Source organism: Priestia sp. KCTC 13724, from assembly GCF_056820425.1.
Genome location: NZ_JBXDLD010000041.1, coordinates 13,341 through 31,177, shown reverse-complemented (window position 1 = coordinate 31,177; position 17,837 = coordinate 13,341). Strand labels below are relative to the sequence as shown.

At 39.7% G+C, this 17,837-nt stretch carries 17 protein-coding genes and 1 riboswitch; of the genes, 15 read left to right on the top strand and 2 right to left on the bottom strand.

All coding sequences use genetic code 11. The annotated features are described in order from the left end of the window. Window positions 1-139: 139 nt before the first annotated feature. From AC1UFB_RS06570 to purD, 13 genes are all read left to right on the top strand, one after another. Window positions 140-343: an NETI motif-containing protein gene (locus AC1UFB_RS06570; protein ID WP_025909080.1), complete on the top strand. Its 204-nt coding sequence runs from the start codon at window positions 140-142 to the stop codon at window positions 341-343. An 83-nt stretch (window positions 344-426) separates the two neighbouring features. After that, a riboswitch (purine riboswitch) is annotated at window positions 427-529 on the top strand. A gap of 133 nt (window positions 530-662) precedes the next feature. After that, window positions 663-1,151 carry a 5-(carboxyamino)imidazole ribonucleotide mutase gene (purE, locus tag AC1UFB_RS06565; RefSeq protein ID WP_328101223.1) on the top strand — a complete coding sequence of 163 codons (489 nt, stop codon included), beginning with the start codon at window positions 663-665 and terminating at the stop codon, window positions 1,149-1,151. Continuing rightward, window positions 1,144-2,289 (top strand): 5-(carboxyamino)imidazole ribonucleotide synthase, encoded by a 1,146-nt coding sequence (gene purK, locus AC1UFB_RS06560; RefSeq protein ID WP_100346432.1) that lies wholly within the window; start codon window positions 1,144-1,146, stop codon window positions 2,287-2,289. The genes purE and purK overlap by 8 nt, the downstream gene beginning before the upstream one ends. Then, complete coding sequence (gene purB, locus AC1UFB_RS06555) at window positions 2,286-3,578, top strand: adenylosuccinate lyase (protein WP_025909077.1); 1,293 nt, start codon at window positions 2,286-2,288, stop codon at window positions 3,576-3,578. The genes purK and purB overlap by 4 nt, the downstream gene beginning before the upstream one ends. 74 nt (window positions 3,579-3,652) lie before the next feature. Then, on the top strand, window positions 3,653-4,360 hold the full coding sequence (purC, locus tag AC1UFB_RS06550; protein WP_025909076.1) for a phosphoribosylaminoimidazolesuccinocarboxamide synthase: 708 nt from the start codon (window positions 3,653-3,655) through the stop codon (window positions 4,358-4,360). Window positions 4,361-4,367: 7 nt separating this feature from the next. Continuing rightward, entirely contained in the window at window positions 4,368-4,619 is a 252-nt protein-coding gene (purS, locus tag AC1UFB_RS06545) for a phosphoribosylformylglycinamidine synthase subunit PurS (protein ID WP_025909075.1), read from the top strand. Further along, window positions 4,616-5,299 (top strand): phosphoribosylformylglycinamidine synthase subunit PurQ, encoded by a 684-nt coding sequence (gene purQ, locus AC1UFB_RS06540; protein ID WP_076513836.1) that lies wholly within the window; start codon window positions 4,616-4,618, stop codon window positions 5,297-5,299. Before purS ends, purQ begins: the two co-directional genes overlap by 4 nt. Beyond that, window positions 5,283-7,505, top strand: coding sequence for a phosphoribosylformylglycinamidine synthase subunit PurL (purL, locus tag AC1UFB_RS06535; protein WP_025909073.1), 2,223 nt, complete (start codon window positions 5,283-5,285; stop codon window positions 7,503-7,505). The genes purQ and purL overlap by 17 nt, the downstream gene beginning before the upstream one ends. Then, window positions 7,490-8,902, top strand: a complete 1,413-nt coding sequence (gene purF / locus AC1UFB_RS06530; RefSeq protein WP_482588811.1) for an amidophosphoribosyltransferase — start codon at window positions 7,490-7,492, stop codon at window positions 8,900-8,902. The genes purL and purF overlap by 16 nt, the downstream gene beginning before the upstream one ends. Before the next feature lie 26 nt (window positions 8,903-8,928). Further along, window positions 8,929-9,966: a phosphoribosylformylglycinamidine cyclo-ligase gene (purM, locus tag AC1UFB_RS06525; RefSeq protein ID WP_025909071.1), complete on the top strand. Its 1,038-nt coding sequence runs from the start codon at window positions 8,929-8,931 to the stop codon at window positions 9,964-9,966. Continuing rightward, a complete protein-coding gene (purN, locus tag AC1UFB_RS06520) occupies window positions 9,963-10,541 on the top strand; it encodes a phosphoribosylglycinamide formyltransferase (protein ID WP_025909070.1) in 579 nt (192 codons plus the stop codon). The genes purM and purN overlap by 4 nt, the downstream gene beginning before the upstream one ends. A gap of 99 nt (window positions 10,542-10,640) precedes the next feature. Beyond that, window positions 10,641-12,179, top strand: coding sequence for a bifunctional phosphoribosylaminoimidazolecarboxamide formyltransferase/IMP cyclohydrolase (gene purH, locus AC1UFB_RS06515; protein WP_025909069.1), 1,539 nt, complete (start codon window positions 10,641-10,643; stop codon window positions 12,177-12,179). Window positions 12,180-12,192: 13 nt separating this feature from the next. After that, on the top strand, window positions 12,193-13,467 hold the full coding sequence (gene purD, locus AC1UFB_RS06510) for a phosphoribosylamine--glycine ligase (RefSeq protein WP_482588808.1): 1,275 nt from the start codon (window positions 12,193-12,195) through the stop codon (window positions 13,465-13,467). A gap of 37 nt (window positions 13,468-13,504) precedes the next feature. Here purD and AC1UFB_RS06505 read toward each other — a convergent pair whose 3' ends face one another. Then, the gene (locus AC1UFB_RS06505; RefSeq protein ID WP_025909067.1) at window positions 13,505-13,750 is read right to left on the bottom strand and encodes a YgaP family membrane protein; all 246 of its coding nucleotides are present in this window, start codon (window positions 13,748-13,750) and stop codon (window positions 13,505-13,507) included. 83 nt (window positions 13,751-13,833) lie between these two features. Between AC1UFB_RS06505 and AC1UFB_RS06500 the strand changes: the two genes are divergently transcribed. Together AC1UFB_RS06500 and AC1UFB_RS06495 are read left to right on the top strand one after the other, a co-directional pair. Continuing rightward, entirely contained in the window at window positions 13,834-15,582 is a 1,749-nt protein-coding gene (locus AC1UFB_RS06500) for an adenine deaminase C-terminal domain-containing protein (RefSeq protein ID WP_078990462.1), read from the top strand. A 121-nt stretch (window positions 15,583-15,703) separates the two neighbouring features. Beyond that, a complete protein-coding gene (locus AC1UFB_RS06495) occupies window positions 15,704-16,009 on the top strand; it encodes a YerC/YecD family TrpR-related protein (RefSeq protein WP_025909065.1) in 306 nt (101 codons plus the stop codon). Window positions 16,010-16,035: 26 nt separating this feature from the next. Here the strand turns inward: AC1UFB_RS06495 and AC1UFB_RS06490 are convergent, their stop codons facing one another. Next, window positions 16,036-17,418 (bottom strand): glycine--tRNA ligase, encoded by a 1,383-nt coding sequence (locus AC1UFB_RS06490; RefSeq protein WP_482588814.1) that lies wholly within the window; start codon window positions 17,416-17,418, stop codon window positions 16,036-16,038. Between the last annotated feature and the right edge of the window lie 419 nt (window positions 17,419-17,837).

The following is a 17,837-nucleotide window of genomic DNA, read 5'->3' as shown; positions in this document are numbered from 1 at the left end:
GGAAGTTAAGTTCTCTAGCGCCGATGGTAGTTGGGACTTTGTCCCTGTGAGAGTAGGACGTTGCCAGGCAACAGCGAAAAAAGGCTAGTCATTTGACTAGCCTTTTTTCTATATTCTCGAATAAAAAGGAGATTTTACTATGAGTGAGAAGAAAAAGAAAAAAGCTATGTATGAAGTAGGTGAAAATGAAACGATTGCTGATTGTTTAGATCGTATGAAAAAAGATGGCTATATGCCTGTGAGAAGAATAGAAAAGCCTATCTTTGAAGAAACGGTCAAGAATGGGGTTAAAGAGCATGTTCCTGTAAAGCAACAAATCATATTTGAAGGAAAATCACTTTAAACACGAACATTATTAAAAATTAAAAGTTAAATATTCGATTTTTGAGTTGACTTTTTTCATGGTTGGCTGTTATCATTAAGTTGCAAATAAGAGAAACGAAACCTCATATAATATTCAGGAATATGGCCTGAGAGTTTCTACCCAATAACCGTAAATTATTGGACTATGAGGAAAGAACAATCAATTAGGATTAACTATTCGTATCCTGCAACTTATAGTAAAGGTACGAATTAATAAAGCCTAGAGTGATTGTGACTTTCCTTTTGGAAATCACATCATTCTAGGCTTTTTTTATAAATTAAAAAAGGAGCTTTTATCTATGAATGTAAAAGTTGCTGTTATCATGGGAAGTCAGTCAGATTGGTCTACAATGCAACATGCTTGTGACATCTTAGAAGAATTAGATATTGCTTACGAAAAGAAAGTTGTATCGGCACATAGAACTCCAGATTATATGTTTGAATACGCCGAAACAGCAAAGGAAAGAGGAATTCAAGTTATTATCGCAGGAGCAGGGGGAGCAGCACATTTACCAGGTATGATTGCTGCAAAAACAGTATTGCCTGTGATTGGTGTACCGGTTAAATCAAGTAACTTGAATGGCTTAGATTCATTGCTGTCCATCGTTCAAATGCCCGGAGGTGTTCCGGTCGCAACAGTAGCAATCGGCAAAGCAGGAGCAACAAATGCAGGCTTGCTTGCAGCTCAAATTTTAGGTACATCAGATTTGGGCATTAGTAAACAGCTAGATGAGAGAAGAGAATCAATTCGATTATCCGTATTAGAAAGCAGTGATCAACTTGTCTAATGTTCTTATACGTCCAGGAAAAACAATAGGGATTGTTGGCGGAGGCCAGCTAGGGAGAATGATTGCCCTAGCTGCTAAGGAAATGGGTTACTATATAGCTGTTTTAGAACCTACAGAAGACTCTCCATGTGGTCAAGTAGCTGATATTAAAGTGATTGGTGCCTATGACGATCGAAAGGCAATTGAACGACTTGCAGAAGTTTCAGATGTAATCACATATGAATTTGAGAACGTTGATGTTGAGATGATGAAGTGGTTAGAAACGAAATGTTATGTGCCACAAGGAAGTCGTTTATTAGCAGTTACTCAAAATCGTCGTTTAGAAAAAGAAATGATTACTAATCTAAATCTAAACGTACCTCAGTATGCCATTGTGAAGAATAAAGAAGAGCTGTTAAAGGCTGTCGAGACGATTAGCTATCCTTGCGTAGTAAAAACGTGTAGAGGAGGCTATGACGGCAAAGGGCAAGTTCTTTTAAAAAGCAGTCATGACGTAGTTGAAGCAGAAGGATTATTATCACAGTCTGAATGTATCGTAGAACAATGGATGAACTTAGATAAAGAAGTTTCTGTAATCGTTCACCGAAATATGAGAGGCGACATTGTATGCTTACCAGTTGCTGAGAACATTCATAAAGATCATATTTTACACCAAACCATTGTGCCAGCACGTATTACAGCTAGCCAAGAGCAAACGGCAATTGAATATGCAAAAGAAATTGCAAAAGGCCTAAACTTAGTTGGGACTCTTGCTGTTGAGATGTTCTTAACAAAAGAAGGCAATCTCTATATTAATGAATTAGCACCAAGACCACATAATTCAGGACATTATTCAATCAATGCTTGCAGCTTATCGCAATTTCAGCAGCACGTTCGAGCGATTTGTAACTGGCCGCTAGTTCAATCAACATTGTTAAAACCTGCTGTTATGGTTAACCTATTAGGAGAGCATATTGAAGAAACGATGGCAAAAATCGAATATTTAGACGATATGCACCTTCATTTGTACGGAAAAAAAGTTCCGAAACATAAACGAAAAATGGGACATATTACTGTATTAGCTGATAAGATAGATGAGGCGGTAGAAAAAGCCGAATCATTGGGAATATGGGAAAGAACGGAGGAATTAACAACATGATTGAACGTTATACAAGACCAGAGATGGCAGCAATTTGGACTGAAGAGAATAAATTTAAAGCTTGGCTAGAAGTTGAAATTTTAGCTTGTGAAGCATGGTCTGAATTAGGACACATTCCAAAAGAAGATGTAAAGCTAATTCGTGAAAATGCATCTTTTGATATTAATCGAATCAATGAAATTGAACTTGAAACACGACATGACGTTGTTGCGTTTACTCGTGCGGTATCAGAAACACTTGGCGAAGAGCGTAAGTGGGTACACTATGGTTTAACTTCTACAGATGTTGTGGACACAGCTTTATCTTACCTACTTAAACAAGCAAACGATATTTTAGTAAACGACGTTGAGCGCTTTATTGAGGTATTAAAAGAAAAAGCACAAGAACATAAATATACGGTTATGATGGGTCGTACGCACGGTGTCCACGCAGAGCCAACAACATTTGGCTTAAAGATGGGGTTATGGTACGAAGAAATGAAGCGTAACTTAGAGCGTTTGAAGCGAGCAGCTGCTGAAGTAGAGTTTGGGAAAATGTCTGGAGCAGTTGGAACGTTTGCTAACATCGACCCGTTTGTTGAAAAGTATGTATGTGAAAAACTTGGTATTTCGCCAGCTCCTATCTCTACACAAACTCTACAACGTGATCGTCATGCACACTATATGTCTGTACTAGCGTTAATTGCAACTTCAATTGAGAAGTTTGCAGTAGAAGTTCGTGGCCTTCAGAAGAGTGAAACACGTGAAGTAGAAGAATACTTCGCAAAAGGTCAAAAGGGATCATCAGCTATGCCGCATAAGCGTAACCCAATTGGTTCAGAAAACGTGACGGGGTTAGCACGACTAATTCGAGGATACATGGTAACAGCTTATGATAACGTACCACTTTGGCACGAACGTGATATCTCACATTCTTCTGCAGAGCGCGTTATCTTACCAGATGCAACAATTGCACTGAACTACATGTTAAATCGTTTTGCAAACATCGTGAAAAACTTAACGGTATTCCCAGACAACATGAAGCGCAATATGGATCGTACGCTCGGCTTAATTTATTCACAGCGCGTGTTACTAACGTTAATTAACAAAGGTATGGTTCGTGAAGAAGCATATGATCTAGTTCAGCCTAAAGCGATGGAAGCTTGGGAAACACAAGTCCCGTTCCGCTCTCTAATCGAAGGAGAAGAGCGCATTACAAAACATTTAACAGCAGAAGAAATTGATGACTGCTTCGATCATACGCATCATCTGAAAAGTGTAGATATGATTTTTGAACGTTTAGGTCTTTAATAAAAAAGGCAAGGTGAGTCCTTGCCTTTCTGCAAAAATGGGTATCAGAATATTCTGGATATAGAGGTGTCAGCATGGAAAAGCAAGGGCTACTTTACGAAGGAAAAGCAAAGAAGATTTATGCAACAAATGAACAAGATGTACTGTGGGTTGCTTACAAAAATGAAGCAACAGCATTTAACGGTGAAAAGAAAGCTGAGATTGAAGGAAAAGCAAAGTTAAATAACCAAATTAGTAGTTTGCTATTTTCAATGCTTCATGAAAAAGGAATTCAGACACATTTTGTAAAACAACTATCTGACTATGAGCAAGCAGTGAAGCAGGTTGAAATCGTTCCGCTTGAAGTAGTGGTTCGAAACGCAACAGCCGGTAGTTTAGCTAAGCGCATTGGGGTTGAAGAAGGTATTCGATTTGAAAATCCAATTGTAGAGCTTTATTACAAAGATGATGCGTTAGGAGACCCGTTAATCCTTGACGAACATGCCATTTTCCTACAAGCTGCAACTCAAGAAGAGATTGATAGCTTAAAAGCACAAGCACTTCAAATTAATAAAGTATTATCTTCTTTCTTTAAAGAGAGAGACATTTTCTTAGTTGATTTTAAATTAGAGTTTGGTCGTACGTCTCAAGGAGATATCATCTTGGCTGATGAAATTTCACCTGACACTTGCCGTTTCTGGGATGTTCATACAAACGAAAAATTAGATAAAGATGTTTTCCGCAGAGATTTAGGCGGTTTAACAGAAGCATACGAAAAAATCTTACAGCGAATCGGAGGATAACCCAACCATGTATAAAGTAAAAGTATTTGTCACATTAAGAGAAAGCGTACTAGATCCACAAGGCGTAGCCGTTAAAAATTCATTACACCGTATGTCTTATGAAGAAGTACAAGAAGTTCGTATCGGTAAGTTCTTAGAGCTAACAATTGATAGCACAGATGCATTAGATGAGCGAGTGAAAGAAATGTGTGAAAAGCTTTTAGTGAATACAGTAATTGAAGACTATCGTTACGAGGTTGAGGAGGTTGTCGTACAGTGAAATTTGCTGTAATTGTGTTCCCAGGATCAAACTGTGACGTAGATATGTATCATGCAATTAAAGATGAACTTGGTGAGGAAGTAGAATATGTTTGGCACGATGCTAAGTCTTTAGACGAATATGACGGTATCCTGTTACCAGGTGGCTTCTCATACGGAGATTACTTACGTTCAGGTGCAATTGCACGCTTTTCGAACGTAATGGATGAAGTGAAAAAGGCAGCAGCGGCTGGAAAACCTGTATTAGGCGTTTGCAACGGGTTCCAAATTCTTTTAGAAGCAGGTCTTTTACCAGGAGCTATGCGTCGCAATGAAAATTTAAAATTTATCTGTAAAACCGTTAACTTAAAAGTAGCTAACAATGAAACTATGTTTACAAATGCTTATGGCAAAGACGAAATCATTGCAATTCCAGTAGCACATGGTGAAGGTAATTACTATTGCGATGAACAAACGTTACAACAATTGGTTGAAAACAATCAAATCCTTTTCCAATACGAAGATAACCCAAATGGAAGTCTTCAAAACATCGCAGGAATTTCAAATGAAGCAGGAAATGTATTAGGAATGATGCCCCACCCAGAAAGAGCAGTTAGTGATATTCTAGGTAGCGCAGATGGACTAAAATTATTTCAATCAATCGTAAAGCAGTGGAGGGAACAAAATGTCGTTACTTCTTGAACCAAATGTAGAGCAAATTAAAGAGCAAAAGCTATATCGAGATATGGGATTAACAGATGAAGAGTTTGCAAATGTAGAGCAATTATTAGGTCGTACGCCTAACTACACAGAAACAGGGTTATTCTCTGTTATGTGGTCAGAGCACTGCAGCTACAAAAACTCTAAGCCTGTTTTGAAGAAATTCCCTGTTACTGGTGAAAAAGTACTTCAAGGACCAGGTGAAGGCGCAGGGATTGTTGATATCGGCGATAATCAAGCAGTTGTATTTAAAATTGAAAGTCACAATCATCCATCAGCCATTGAACCTTACCAAGGAGCAGCAACTGGTGTAGGTGGAATTATCCGTGACGTCTTTTCAATGGGAGCAAGACCAATTGCGCTGTTAAACTCTTTACGATTCGGAGAGCTGACGTCTCCAAAAGTTCGTCATTTGTTTGAGGAAGTAGTAGCAGGGATTGCAGGTTACGGTAACTGCGTTGGGATCCCAACAGTGGGTGGAGAGATTCAGTTTGAAGACTCTTATGAAGGAAACCCATTAGTTAATGCAATGTGTGTAGGTTTAATTAACCACGAAGACATCCAAAAAGGCCAAGCAAAAGGTGTTGGCAATACGGTGATGTATGTCGGTGCTAAAACGGGCCGCGATGGTATCCATGGAGCAACATTTGCATCAGAGGAACTTTCAGATCAATCAGATGAAAAACGTCCAGCAGTTCAAGTGGGAGATCCATTTATGGAAAAGCTTCTTCTTGAAGCATGCTTAGAGTTAATTAAATGTGATGCATTAGTTGGTATTCAAGATATGGGAGCGGCTGGTTTAACGAGTTCATCAGCAGAGATGGCGAGTAAAGCAGGTTCTGGTATCGAAATGAATCTTGATCTTGTACCTCAGCGTGAAACAGGTATGACTCCTTACGAGATGATGCTTTCTGAATCACAAGAACGTATGCTAATCGTTGTTGAAAAAGGCCGTGAGCAAGAGATTGTAGATATCGTAGAGCGCTACGGTTTAGAAGCAGTATCAGTTGGTCACGTAACAGATGACAAACGCCTTCGTTTAACTCATAAAGGTGAAGTGGTAGCGGATGTGCCAGTTGATGCGTTAGCAGAAGATGCACCTGTGTATCACAAACCATCAGCAGAGCCAGCTTATTACCGTGAGTTTCAAGCTCAACCTGCTTACGCACCAACAGTAGATAATCATAGTGATATGCTAGTGAAGCTTTTACAACAACCAACGATTGCAAACAAAGAGTGGGTTTATAATCAATATGACTATCAAGTGCGTACAAATACAGTTGTATCACCTGGTTCTGATGCAGCCGTTGTACGCGTGCGAGATACAAATAAAGCATTAGCAATGACAACCGACTGTAACTCTCGCTATCTTTATCTAGATCCTGAAGTAGGTGGACGCATTGCCGTAGCCGAAGCAGCTCGCAATCTTGTATGTTCAGGTGCACAGCCTTTAGCAATTACCGACTGCTTAAACTTTGGAAATCCAGAAAAGCCGGAAATTTTCTGGCAAATTGAAAAAGCAACGGACGGAATGAGCGACGCTTGCCGTCAGCTTTCAACACCAGTAATCGGTGGTAACGTGTCTCTTTATAACGAAACAAAAGGTGAAGCAATTTACCCAACACCTGTTATTGGAATGGTTGGACTAATTGACGATGTGAAGCATATTACAACTCAGTATGCCAAACAAGCAGAAGACTTAATTTATGTAATTGGCGAAGCAAAAGCAGAATTTGCTGGGACTGAGCTTCAAAAAGTAATTGAAAGCGGTAAGGTATTTGGCCAATCGCCTGCTCTAGACTTATCAGTAGAAAAAGCACGTCAAGATCAGCTTCTTCAAGCAATCCGTCAAGGAACTGTACAATCTGCACATGATATTGCAGAAGGTGGTTTTGCGGTAGCCCTAGCAGAGAAAGTAATGAATGGTAGTGGGCTTGGAGTAGAAGTTACGGTGAACGGTGACCTAACAGCAGAGTTATTTAGTGAAACACAATCACGCTTTATTGTGACAGTAGCACCACAAAATCAACAGGCTTTCGAGAGTATTGTTGCGGATGCTAAGCTAGTGGGACGCGTAACTGAAAACGGAGAATTAACAATTAAGCATGAAGGAAATGCAGTTGTACAACAATTTGTTCAAGACTTAACGAAAGCTTGGAAAGGAGCTATTCCATGCTTGCTGAAATAAAAGGTTTAAACGAAGAATGTGGCGTATTCGGCATATGGGGTCATGAAAATGCAAGTCAAATCGCTTACTATGGCCTTCACAGCCTTCAGCACCGCGGTCAAGAAGGAGCTGGAATTGCCGTTACAAATGGAGAAAAAGTCAGCGTGGCAAAAGGCGTTGGCCTTGTAAATGAAGTATTCGGCCACGGTGAGCTTGATCAGCTTCAAGGAAAAGCAGCAATCGGTCACGTGCGCTATGCAACAGCAGGAGGTGGAGGGGTTGAAAACGTTCAGCCCCTTCACTTCCGCTCTCATAACGGAAGCATTGCATTAGCTCACAACGGTAACTTAGTAAATGCCAATGCGCTAAAGCACCAACTTGAAAATCAAGGCAGCATTTTTCAATCCACCTCTGATACAGAAGTGTTAGCACATTTAATTAAGCGTAGTGGCTATAGTGATATGAAAGACAAAGTAAAAAATGCACTCTCCATGGTAAAGGGTGCGTATGCGTTTGTTATTTTAACTGAAGATGCCATGATGGTTGCTTTAGATCCAAATGGATTACGTCCACTATCACTTGGTCGTCTAGGAGATGCTTATGTCGTGGCATCAGAAACATGTGCATTTGATATTGTAGGAGCAGTTCACGAACGTGATGTAGAACCTGGAGAATTGTTAATTATTGATGATGAAGGAATAAAATCTGAGCGCTTTACGTTAAATGTAAATCGTGCAATTTGCAGTATGGAATACATTTATTTCTCACGTCCAGACAGTAACATTGATGGTATTAATGTGCATTCAGCACGTAAAAACCTAGGAAAACAGCTAGCGATGGAATCTCCAATCGAAGCAGATGTTGTAACTGGTGTTCCGGATTCTAGTATTTCAGCGGCCATTGGATTTGCCGAGCAATCAGGTATTCCGTATGAGTTAGGATTAATTAAGAATCGCTATGTTGGCCGTACGTTTATTCAACCATCACAGGAGCTGCGCGAACAAGGCGTGAAAATGAAGCTGTCTCCGGTGCGTAAGATTGTAGAAGGTAAGCGTGTTGTCATGGTTGATGACTCAATCGTTCGAGGAACGACAAGTCGCCGTATCGTTCGCATGCTACGAGAAGCAGGAGCGAAAGAAGTTCACGTTCGTATTAGTGCACCTCCAATCAAAAATCCATGCTTCTATGGAATTGATACATCTTCTTCATCCGAGCTAATTGCAGCAACTCGCTCTGTACAAGAAATTTGTGAATTAATTGAAGCGGACTCTTTGGAGTTCTTAAGCAATGAAGGATTAATTGAAGCAATCGGTCGAGATTATGAAAATGGTGGACAGTGTATGGCTTGTTTCACAGGAAAATATCCAACAGAAATTTATCCTGATACCGTACACCCACATGAGAAAGTAACTTGTTAGTTTCAATGTAAAAAAGGAGTGACAATATGTCATATTCATATAAGCAAGCTGGAGTTGACTTAGAAGCAGGCTACGAGGCCGTTTCACGTATTAAAAAGCACGTTGCACGAACAGAGCGTAAAGGTATTATGGGCACAGTGGGTGGATTTGGAGGAATGTTTGATCTATCTTCCTTAAACTTAAAAGAGCCTGTTTTAGTATCAGGAACAGACGGTGTTGGTACAAAATTAAAATTAGCTTTTCAAATGGATAAGCACGACACTATCGGGATTGATGCTGTAGCGATGTGTGTAAACGATGTGGTTGTACAAGGTGCAGAGCCTCTTTATTTCCTGGATTATATTGCATGTGGGAAAGCAGTCCCTGAAAAAATCGAAGCAATTGTAAAAGGAATTGCGGATGGATGCGAGCAGTCAAATTGTGCATTAATTGGCGGTGAAACAGCGGAAATGCCTGGGTTATATGAGGAAGATGAATATGACTTAGCTGGATTTACAGTTGGAGCGGTTGAGAAATCGGAAATTATTACTGGAGAGAACGTAAAGCCAGGACAGCTACTAGTAGGTATTTCATCAAGCGGTATTCATAGCAATGGCTATTCACTGGTTCGGAAAATCGTTGATGATCAAAAGCTGGATCTTCAAAAGGTATATGAAGGATTTGATCAAGCTCTTGGCCTTGAGCTTTTAACACCAACTAAAATTTATGTAAAGCCTGTGCTTCAAGCGTTAGAAGCAGCAAAAGTAGCAGGCATGGCCCATATTACAGGCGGAGGGTTTATTGAAAACATTCCTCGCATGCTTCCAGATGGTTTAGGAGTAGAAATTGACTACGGTTCTTGGCCAATTCCAAAAATCTTTGATTTCCTTCAAGAGTATGGTGGCTTAGAGCGTAAAGAAATGTTTGAAGTTTTTAATATGGGAATTGGGTTTGTATTAGCGGTAGAGCCAGAAGAAATGAACGCGGTCATCAATGCGATTGAAAGCAAAGGGGAAAAAGCGTTTGTGATTGGACGCGTGACAGAAGGCAATGGGGTAGAGTTTAGTGGAGGCGTGCTTGGATGATGAATATTGCAGTCTTTGCTTCAGGAAACGGCAGCAACTTTCAATCTCTATACGAAGCAACGCAATCGGGTCAATTAAAGGCGACGATTAAGCTTGTGGTTTGTAATAAGCCAGAAGCGTATGTAATCGAGCGAGCAAAAGCATGTGGTATTCCGTGCTTTGTTTGCTCACCTAAAGACTTTCCTGATAAAGCAGCTTATGAACAAGCAATTCTAAACGAATTACAGGCTAATAGCATAGATTTTCTAGTATTAGCAGGTTACATGCGCTTAGTTGGTCCAACATTACTTCAACCATATAAAAATCGAATTGTTAATATTCATCCCTCATTATTACCAGCGTTCCCAGGCATGGATGCCATTGGGCAAGCATTTGATGCTGGTGTAAAGGTTATTGGTATTACCGTACATTTTGTAGACGAAGGAATGGATACGGGGCCGATTATTGACCAGCAAGCAATTCGTGTAAATGAGGAAGACACAAGAGAGACTGTTGAAGCTCGTATCCATGAGATTGAGCATACGTTTTATCCTCAAGTACTCAACAAGCTGTTTCAACAGCTTGTGGTTAAATAATAGACTGGGTTGTCAAAAAAGTTTTAATGCTTTACTATGGTAGAGTGATAGTGTAAGGGAGTTATAAAAAGAGAGATCGAATCAGGAGGAGTTTACAAAATGACAGCAAAACGCGCGCTTATTAGCGTATCTGACAAAGAAGGTATTGTTTCATTTGCTAAAGAACTGAAGGAATTAGGAGTGGAAATTATTTCGACTGGCGGTACAAAGCGTACGCTAGAAGAAAACGGCATTGATGTAATTGGTATCTCTGAAGTAACAGGTTTTCCTGAGATTTTAGATGGCCGTTTAAAAACGCTACATCCCAATGTTCATGGCGCTTTATTAGCGTTACGCGATAACGAAGAGCACCAGGCACAAATGAAAGAGCACAATATCTCACCAATCGACTTTGTAGTTGTAAACTTATACCCGTTTAAAAAGACAATTGAAAAAGACGATGTAACGCTTGCTGAAGCAATTGAAAACATTGATATTGGTGGACCAACAATGCTTCGTTCAGCTGCTAAAAACTATCGTTCGGTATCAGTTGTTGTCGATCCAACTGACTATGCGACCGTAGTAGAAGAATTAAAATCAAATGGAAACGTTTCGTTTGAAACAAACCAGCGCCTAGCAGCGAAAGTATTCCGTCATACGGCAGCTTATGATGCGTTAATTGCTGAATACCTAACAAATATTACGGGTGAAAAGACGCCTGAAAAGCTAACAGTAACGTATGAGCGTGTTCAAGGATTACGCTACGGAGAAAATCCACATCAGGAAGCGGCTTTCTATAAAAAACCATTAACGCAAAAAGGTTCAATTGCAACGGCTACGCAGTTGCATGGAAAAGAGTTATCTTATAATAATATTAATGATGCGAACGCAGCACTTCAGATTGTAAAAGAATTTTCGGAGCCAGCTGTTGTGGCCATCAAACATATGAACCCATGTGGAGTAGGTGTGGGTGAAACGATTGCTCAAGCTTATCAAAAAGCTTACGAAGCAGATCCAACATCAATATTCGGTGGTATTGTAGCAGCAAACCGTCCAATTGATCGCGAAACAGCTATTCAATTAAAAGAAATCTTCTTAGAAATCATTATTGCTCCTTCATTTGATCAGGAAGCAATTGATGTATTAACAGCGAAGAAAAATTTACGTCTACTAACAGTAGAGCTTGATGAAAATGCACAAAAAGAATCCTTCTTAACATCTGTAAAAGGCGGCGTGCTTGTTCAGGACGAAGATGTATTTGGTTTTGACGATGCTACGGTTTCTGTTCCAACAAAGCGTGAGCCAACAGAAAAAGAATGGGCAGATTTGAAATTAGCATGGAAAGTTGTGAAAAATGTAAAGTCAAATGCGATTGTACTTGCAAAAGACGATATGACAGTCGGAGTAGGCGCTGGGCAAATGAACCGCGTTGGGGCAGCGAAAATTGCGATTGAGCAAGCGGGTGAAAAAGCACAAGGATCAGCTTTAGGATCAGATGCTTTCTTCCCAATGGGAGATACAGTTGAAGCAGCAGCTAAAGCTGGTGTTACAGCAATTATTCAACCAGGTGGTTCAATTCGTGATGAAGAGTCGATTGCAAAAGCAGATGAGTACGGCATTACAATGGTATTTACAGGCTTAAGACATTTTAAACATTAATGAGGTGAAGAACGTGAATGTTTTAGTTATCGGAAAAGGTGGAAGAGAACATACAATTGCATGGAAAGCGTCCAAAAGCCCACTTGTAAATGAAGTATTTGTAGCTCCCGGTAATCCAGGTATGAGTAACGTGGCAACGCTTGTCTCAATCGATGAAAGCAATCATGATGAGCTAGTGGCTTTTGCAAAACAAAGAGATATCAAACTAACAATTGTAGGCCCTGAAAATCCTCTAATTGAAGGGGTTGTAGATCGCTTCGAGGCTGAGGGTCTGCCGATTTTTGGGCCTCGTAAAAAAGCAGCTATGATTGAAGGAAGCAAAAGCTTTGCGAAAGAATTAATGAAAAAGTATGAGATTCCTACCGCTGCATATGAAACATTTACGTCTTACGAAGAGGCAAAAGCGTATGTAGAAAAACAAGGTGCACCCATTGTTATTAAAGCAGATGGCTTAGCTGCTGGTAAGGGAGTAACTGTCGCTTTAACTGTTGAAGAAGCTGTAGAAACACTTCATGACTTCTTGGTTGATCAAAAGTTCCAGGAAGCTAGCGCCACTGTTGTAGTTGAGGAATTTTTAGACGGTGAAGAATTTTCATTAATGGCATTCGTACGTGGTACAAAGGTATATCCAATGGTCATTGCACAAGATCATAAGCGTGCGTTTGACGGGGATAAAGGCCCGAATACTGGTGGAATGGGTGCTTATTCTCCGGTTCCTCAAATCAGTGAGGCTGAAGTAGAAAAAGCGGTTCAAACAATTTTATTACCAATGGCAGAAGGGTTAGCTGAAGAAGGCTGTGAGTATACGGGTATTTTATATGCTGGACTCATTCAAACAGCGCAAGGTCCAAAGGTTATTGAATTTAATGCTCGATTTGGTGACCCTGAAACACAGGTTGTATTACCGCGAATGAAAAGCGATTTAGTTGATGTTTTACTTCGCATTTTAAACAATGAAGACGTTGAAATTGAGTGGGATAATCAAGCCGTTATGGGGATTGTGTTAGCAGCTGCTGGTTATCCTGAATCTTATGAAAAAGGAAATCCAATTTACGGCTTAGAAAAGATCAACAAAGAAGCGCTTGTTTTCCATGCTGGAACAGCTTTAGATGGCCAAACATACGTATCAAATGGAGGCCGTGTTCTTTTAGTAGGAGCTAAAGGAGATACACTTTCACAAGCACAAGAAGAAGTATACAAACAAATGAATCATATTGATGTAGCAAAAGGTTTCTTCTATCGAAAAGATATTGGATATCGTGCCCTTGAAAAAACATCAAAGAACTAAAAGAAGAGCATTCGCTCTTCTTTTTATTTAGGTCATTTTAACTTGGGTTAATCGGTGGGCGCTCTGTGTAGTCATGTTGGTCTTCTTGGTATTTGTCATAAGCAAATACTAAAGGGCAAAAGCGCGTAATTCCTTCACCAATTTTCATTGCTGCCAAAAAAGCTAACCATAAATAAGAATCCCGGTAAGGGCGTCTTGTTAAACGAGAGGTTGCCAAAGAAAGCAGGGTAAAGCCAACCGTAAGTCGAATTAAAGCATTAATGATTCCAATATTTGGTCTCATGTTTCATCACCTTTTCTCATAAATTAATAAAAGTTATTTTGTAAATGGAATCTATTCAGTATAACCAAAAGGAGGCACAGCGCATGTCGATAGGAATGTATCGTTGGAGAAATAGACAAATTCGAAATCAGCTTTCAGTTGTGAGTGATCAAACATCCCCGACGATTGTATTAAAAGGAACGACCTACTTAAATGCTCGTTTAAATAAATGGATGAAAGCTAACATTTGGATTGTTAACGACCGCATTGTGTACGTTGGTGAAGCAATGCCAGCTGTGCTGGATTCATCTGCGGAAGTGTTTGACTGTCGCGACCAGTACATTGTGCCCGGCTATATTGAACCTCATGTGCATCCGTTTCAATTATATAATCCCCATACTTTTGCACAGTATGCGGCTAAGCACGGCACAACCACATTAATCAACGATAACTTAATGCTTATGCTGCAAGTAGATACAGAAACAGCATTTTCATTAATCGAAGAAATGAAAACGCTACCATATTCGATGTACTGGTGGTGTCGCTTTGATTCTCAAACGAAATTTGAAAACGAAGCAGAGATTTTCTCTCACGCCCATATTAAAAAGTGGTTAAATCATGATGCAGTCCTACAAGGAGGAGAGCTTACGAGCTGGCCTCGTTTGCTAAATGGAGATGATCTTATGCTTCATTGGATCCAGGAAGCAAAGCGGCTAGGAAAGCATATTGAAGGACATTTCCCAGGAGCTTCAGAACGAACGCTTGTTAAGATGAAATTGCTTGGAGCAGATGCGGATCACGAGGCTATGAGTGGAAAAGATGTTCTTTCAAGGCTGTCATTAGGGTACGATGTATCGCTACGCTATTCTTCCATTCGTCCCGACCTTCCGAAAATTTTGGATGAACTACATGAAGAAGACCTCAGTTATTATGAACATTTGACTATGAATACGGATGGTTCCCCACCATCTTTTTATACAGACGGAGTTTCAGATATGCTAGTGAAGGTAGCACTTGAACATCACGTGCCAATCATTGATGCCTATAAAATGGTTTCTACGAATATTGCACGGTATTATAATATTGAACACTTACATGGTCATATTGGCGTTGGATGTATAGCTAATCTTAATCTACTCGCTGGCCCTGAAAGTCCAACACCAGTAAGCGTTCTCGCAAGCGGAAAATGGGTTTTAAAGAATGGAGAAGAACAGAAAGAAAACGAAACATATTTCCCTTGGGCTTCGTATCAATTTCAACCGCTTGATTGTAACTGGAATCTTAAGATGGATGACTTTCAATTTTCAATGCCTATGGGTGTTTATATGAAAAACGCAGTTATTATGGAGCCTTACTCAATTCAACTAAATGTAGGGGATGAGTGCTTAGATACAAACCATGATGAATGTTTCTTCATGCTCATTGATCGCTACGGTAAATGGCGAATTAACACGCTGTTGAAAGGTTTTGCGACGCATGTTAAAGGATTAGCAAGTTCGTTTTCTAGTACGGGAGATTTTATTCTTATTGGAAAATCGAAAAAGGATATGCTATACGCCTATCATAAAATGAAAGAAATGGGTGGAGGCATTGCTCTTGCAGAGGGTGAAAAAATCGTTGCAGAGCTTCCGCTTACTCTAAATGGAAGCATGTCAACTGCAAAAATGGAAGTCTTAATGACGCAAGAAGAGCATTTAAAACAAGAGCTAAGAGTAAGAGGCTATCAGCATGAAGACCCAATCTATTCACTTCTTTTTTTCTCATCTACTCATTTACCTTATATTCGAGTGACACCGGCAGGAATTTATGACGTAATGAATAAAAAGGTACTTTTTCCGTCAATAATGCGTTAAAATATAAAAGTGTAAAAGCATTTTGTAATAGAGCGTTTAAAAGACAGGAATTTTGTTTATGAAACACAACATGAATAAATGATAATGAATAGAAAGTTTAGTGTAAAGGAGTTTTCAGCACATGCAAATTAACAAACTTCGCGGCAAAGAATTAGATCAATTATTCGAAGCAATTTTATCTTTAGAAAATATAGAAGAGTGCTATCAATTCTTTGATGATTTGTGTACGGTTAATGAAATTCAATCATTAGCACAGCGCTTAGAAGTAGCACGTATGCTTCGTGAAGGAAATACGTACCATAAGATTGAAACGGAAACAGGTGCAAGTACGGCAACAATTTCACGCGTGAAACGCTGCTTAAACTATGGTAGCGATGCGTATCAAATGGTATTAGAGCGCCTGCAAGATGATAAAGAAAAAGCGTGAGACATTCGTCTCACGCTTTTTCTTTATCAAAATTTAACAGCTTCTTCTAGAAGGGATTTTAGCTCGCTAATTGGCACACGTTTTTGTTCCATTGTGTCGCGGTCACGAACCGTTACTTGGTTATCTTCTAATGAATCAAAGTCAAATGTGATACAGAATGGTGTACCAATCTCATCATGACGACGGTAACGTTTACCAATTGAACCTGCGTCATCGTAGTCAACCATAAAGTCGCTTGCTAATTCAGCAAATACGGCTTGAGCTTCAGTTGAAAGCTTTTTGGAAAGCGGTAATACCGCAGCTTTTACCGGTGCTAAAGCAGGGTGTAGACGCATTACTGTACGAGATGAACCGTCTTCTAGTTCCTCTTCTTCATATGCATCAATCATGTACGCTAACGTTACGCGGTCTGCGCCTAAAGAAGGCTCGATGCAGTATGGTACGTAACGCTCGTTTGTTTCTTGATCTACGTATTGGAAGTCTTCACCTGAGTGCTCCATATGTTGTTTTAAATCATAGTCTGTACGAGATGCTACGCCCCATAGTTCGCCCCAGCCAAATGGGAATTTGTATTCAAAGTCAGTCGTTGCGTTACTGTAGTGAGATAGTTCATCTGAATCATGGTCATGAAGTCGAATGTTCTCTTCTTTCATACCTAGAGATAATAGCCACTGTTCACATGTTTTCTTCCAGTAATCGAACCATTCTAGTTCAGTTCCTGGTTTACAGAAGAACTCAAGCTCCATTTGTTCAAATTCACGCGTACGGAACGTAAAGTTACCTGGCGTAATTTCGTTACGGAAACTTTTACCAATTTGTCCAATGCCAAAAGGAAGTTTCTTACGCATAGAGCGCTGAACGTTTTTAAAGTTTACAAAGATACCTTGAGCTGTTTCAGGACGAAGGTAGATTTCGTTTGTAGAGCTTTCTGTTACCCCTTGGTGTGTTTTAAACATTAGGTTAAATTGACGAATTTCTGTGAAGTTTGCGGAACCACACTCTGGGCAAGTGATTTCATGCTCTGCAATTAACTTTTTCATTTCATCAAAAGAAAGACCGTCTACAATCATTTCAATATCTTTTTCTTGAAGCTTTTCTTCAATTAATTTATCAGCACGATGGCGCGCTTTACAATCTTTACAGTCAATCATTGGATCGTTGAAGTTTCCTAAGTGACCAGAAGCTTCCCATGTTTTTGGATTCATTAAAATAGCAGCATCTAACCCTACGTTGTAAGGAGACTGCTGAATGAATTTCTTCCACCAAGCTTTTTTGATATTATTTTTAAGTTCTACGCCAAGTGGACCGTAATCCCAAGTGTTTGCTAAGCCGCCGTAAATCTCAGAGCCTTGAAAAACAAAGCCGCGATGCTTCGCGTGAGATACAATTTGATCCATTGATTTTTTCATAATAATTCCTCCAATAATAAATGATGTAATAAAAAAAATCTCTCGTCCCTGGGCATATGCTTGCATATGCCCAGGGACGAGAGATTTTCCCGCGGTTCCACCCTGGTTGATACGTACTGTATCCACCTTAAACATGTATATACTCCAGATTGCCTTTTCCTTAAATCTTGCTTTAGGCTTTCACTATCCCTAAATCGCTATTCTACTGCAGAGGGTTTAAGTACTATTAATCCTTCAAAGTATGGCTATACAATTTTGTAGCTATATATTAGCATATCCTATGCAGGGATACAATAACCGTTATAACAAAATGCTTTTTTCGCTTTGATTAATGTGGACAAAAAAGATTAGTTTTCGTTTCGTTTCCCAATCTTAGTTTTGTTATAATGAACAAATGGAAAGTAGTCCGTTAAGTTAAT

Coding starts and splice junctions, on each gene's coding strand:
- AC1UFB_RS06500 (WP_078990462.1), top strand. CDS start 13,834: ATGTCGATAGGAATGTATCGTTGGAGAAATAGACAAATTCGAAATCAG.
- AC1UFB_RS06505 (WP_025909067.1), bottom strand. CDS start 13,750: ATGAGACCAAATATTGGAATCATTAATGCTTTAATTCGACTTACGGTT.
- purN (WP_025909070.1), top strand. CDS start 9,963: ATGATGAATATTGCAGTCTTTGCTTCAGGAAACGGCAGCAACTTTCAA.
- purF (WP_482588811.1), top strand. CDS start 7,490: ATGCTTGCTGAAATAAAAGGTTTAAACGAAGAATGTGGCGTATTCGGC.
- purH (WP_025909069.1), top strand. CDS start 10,641: ATGACAGCAAAACGCGCGCTTATTAGCGTATCTGACAAAGAAGGTATT.
- AC1UFB_RS06570 (WP_025909080.1), top strand. CDS start 140: ATGAGTGAGAAGAAAAAGAAAAAAGCTATGTATGAAGTAGGTGAAAAT.
- purM (WP_025909071.1), top strand. CDS start 8,929: ATGTCATATTCATATAAGCAAGCTGGAGTTGACTTAGAAGCAGGCTAC.
- purC (WP_025909076.1), top strand. CDS start 3,653: ATGGAAAAGCAAGGGCTACTTTACGAAGGAAAAGCAAAGAAGATTTAT.
- purE (WP_328101223.1), top strand. CDS start 663: ATGAATGTAAAAGTTGCTGTTATCATGGGAAGTCAGTCAGATTGGTCT.
- purS (WP_025909075.1), top strand. CDS start 4,368: ATGTATAAAGTAAAAGTATTTGTCACATTAAGAGAAAGCGTACTAGAT.
- AC1UFB_RS06495 (WP_025909065.1), top strand. CDS start 15,704: ATGCAAATTAACAAACTTCGCGGCAAAGAATTAGATCAATTATTCGAA.
- purB (WP_025909077.1), top strand. CDS start 2,286: ATGATTGAACGTTATACAAGACCAGAGATGGCAGCAATTTGGACTGAA.
- AC1UFB_RS06490 (WP_482588814.1), bottom strand. CDS start 17,418: ATGAAAAAATCAATGGATCAAATTGTATCTCACGCGAAGCATCGCGGC.
- purL (WP_025909073.1), top strand. CDS start 5,283: ATGTCGTTACTTCTTGAACCAAATGTAGAGCAAATTAAAGAGCAAAAG.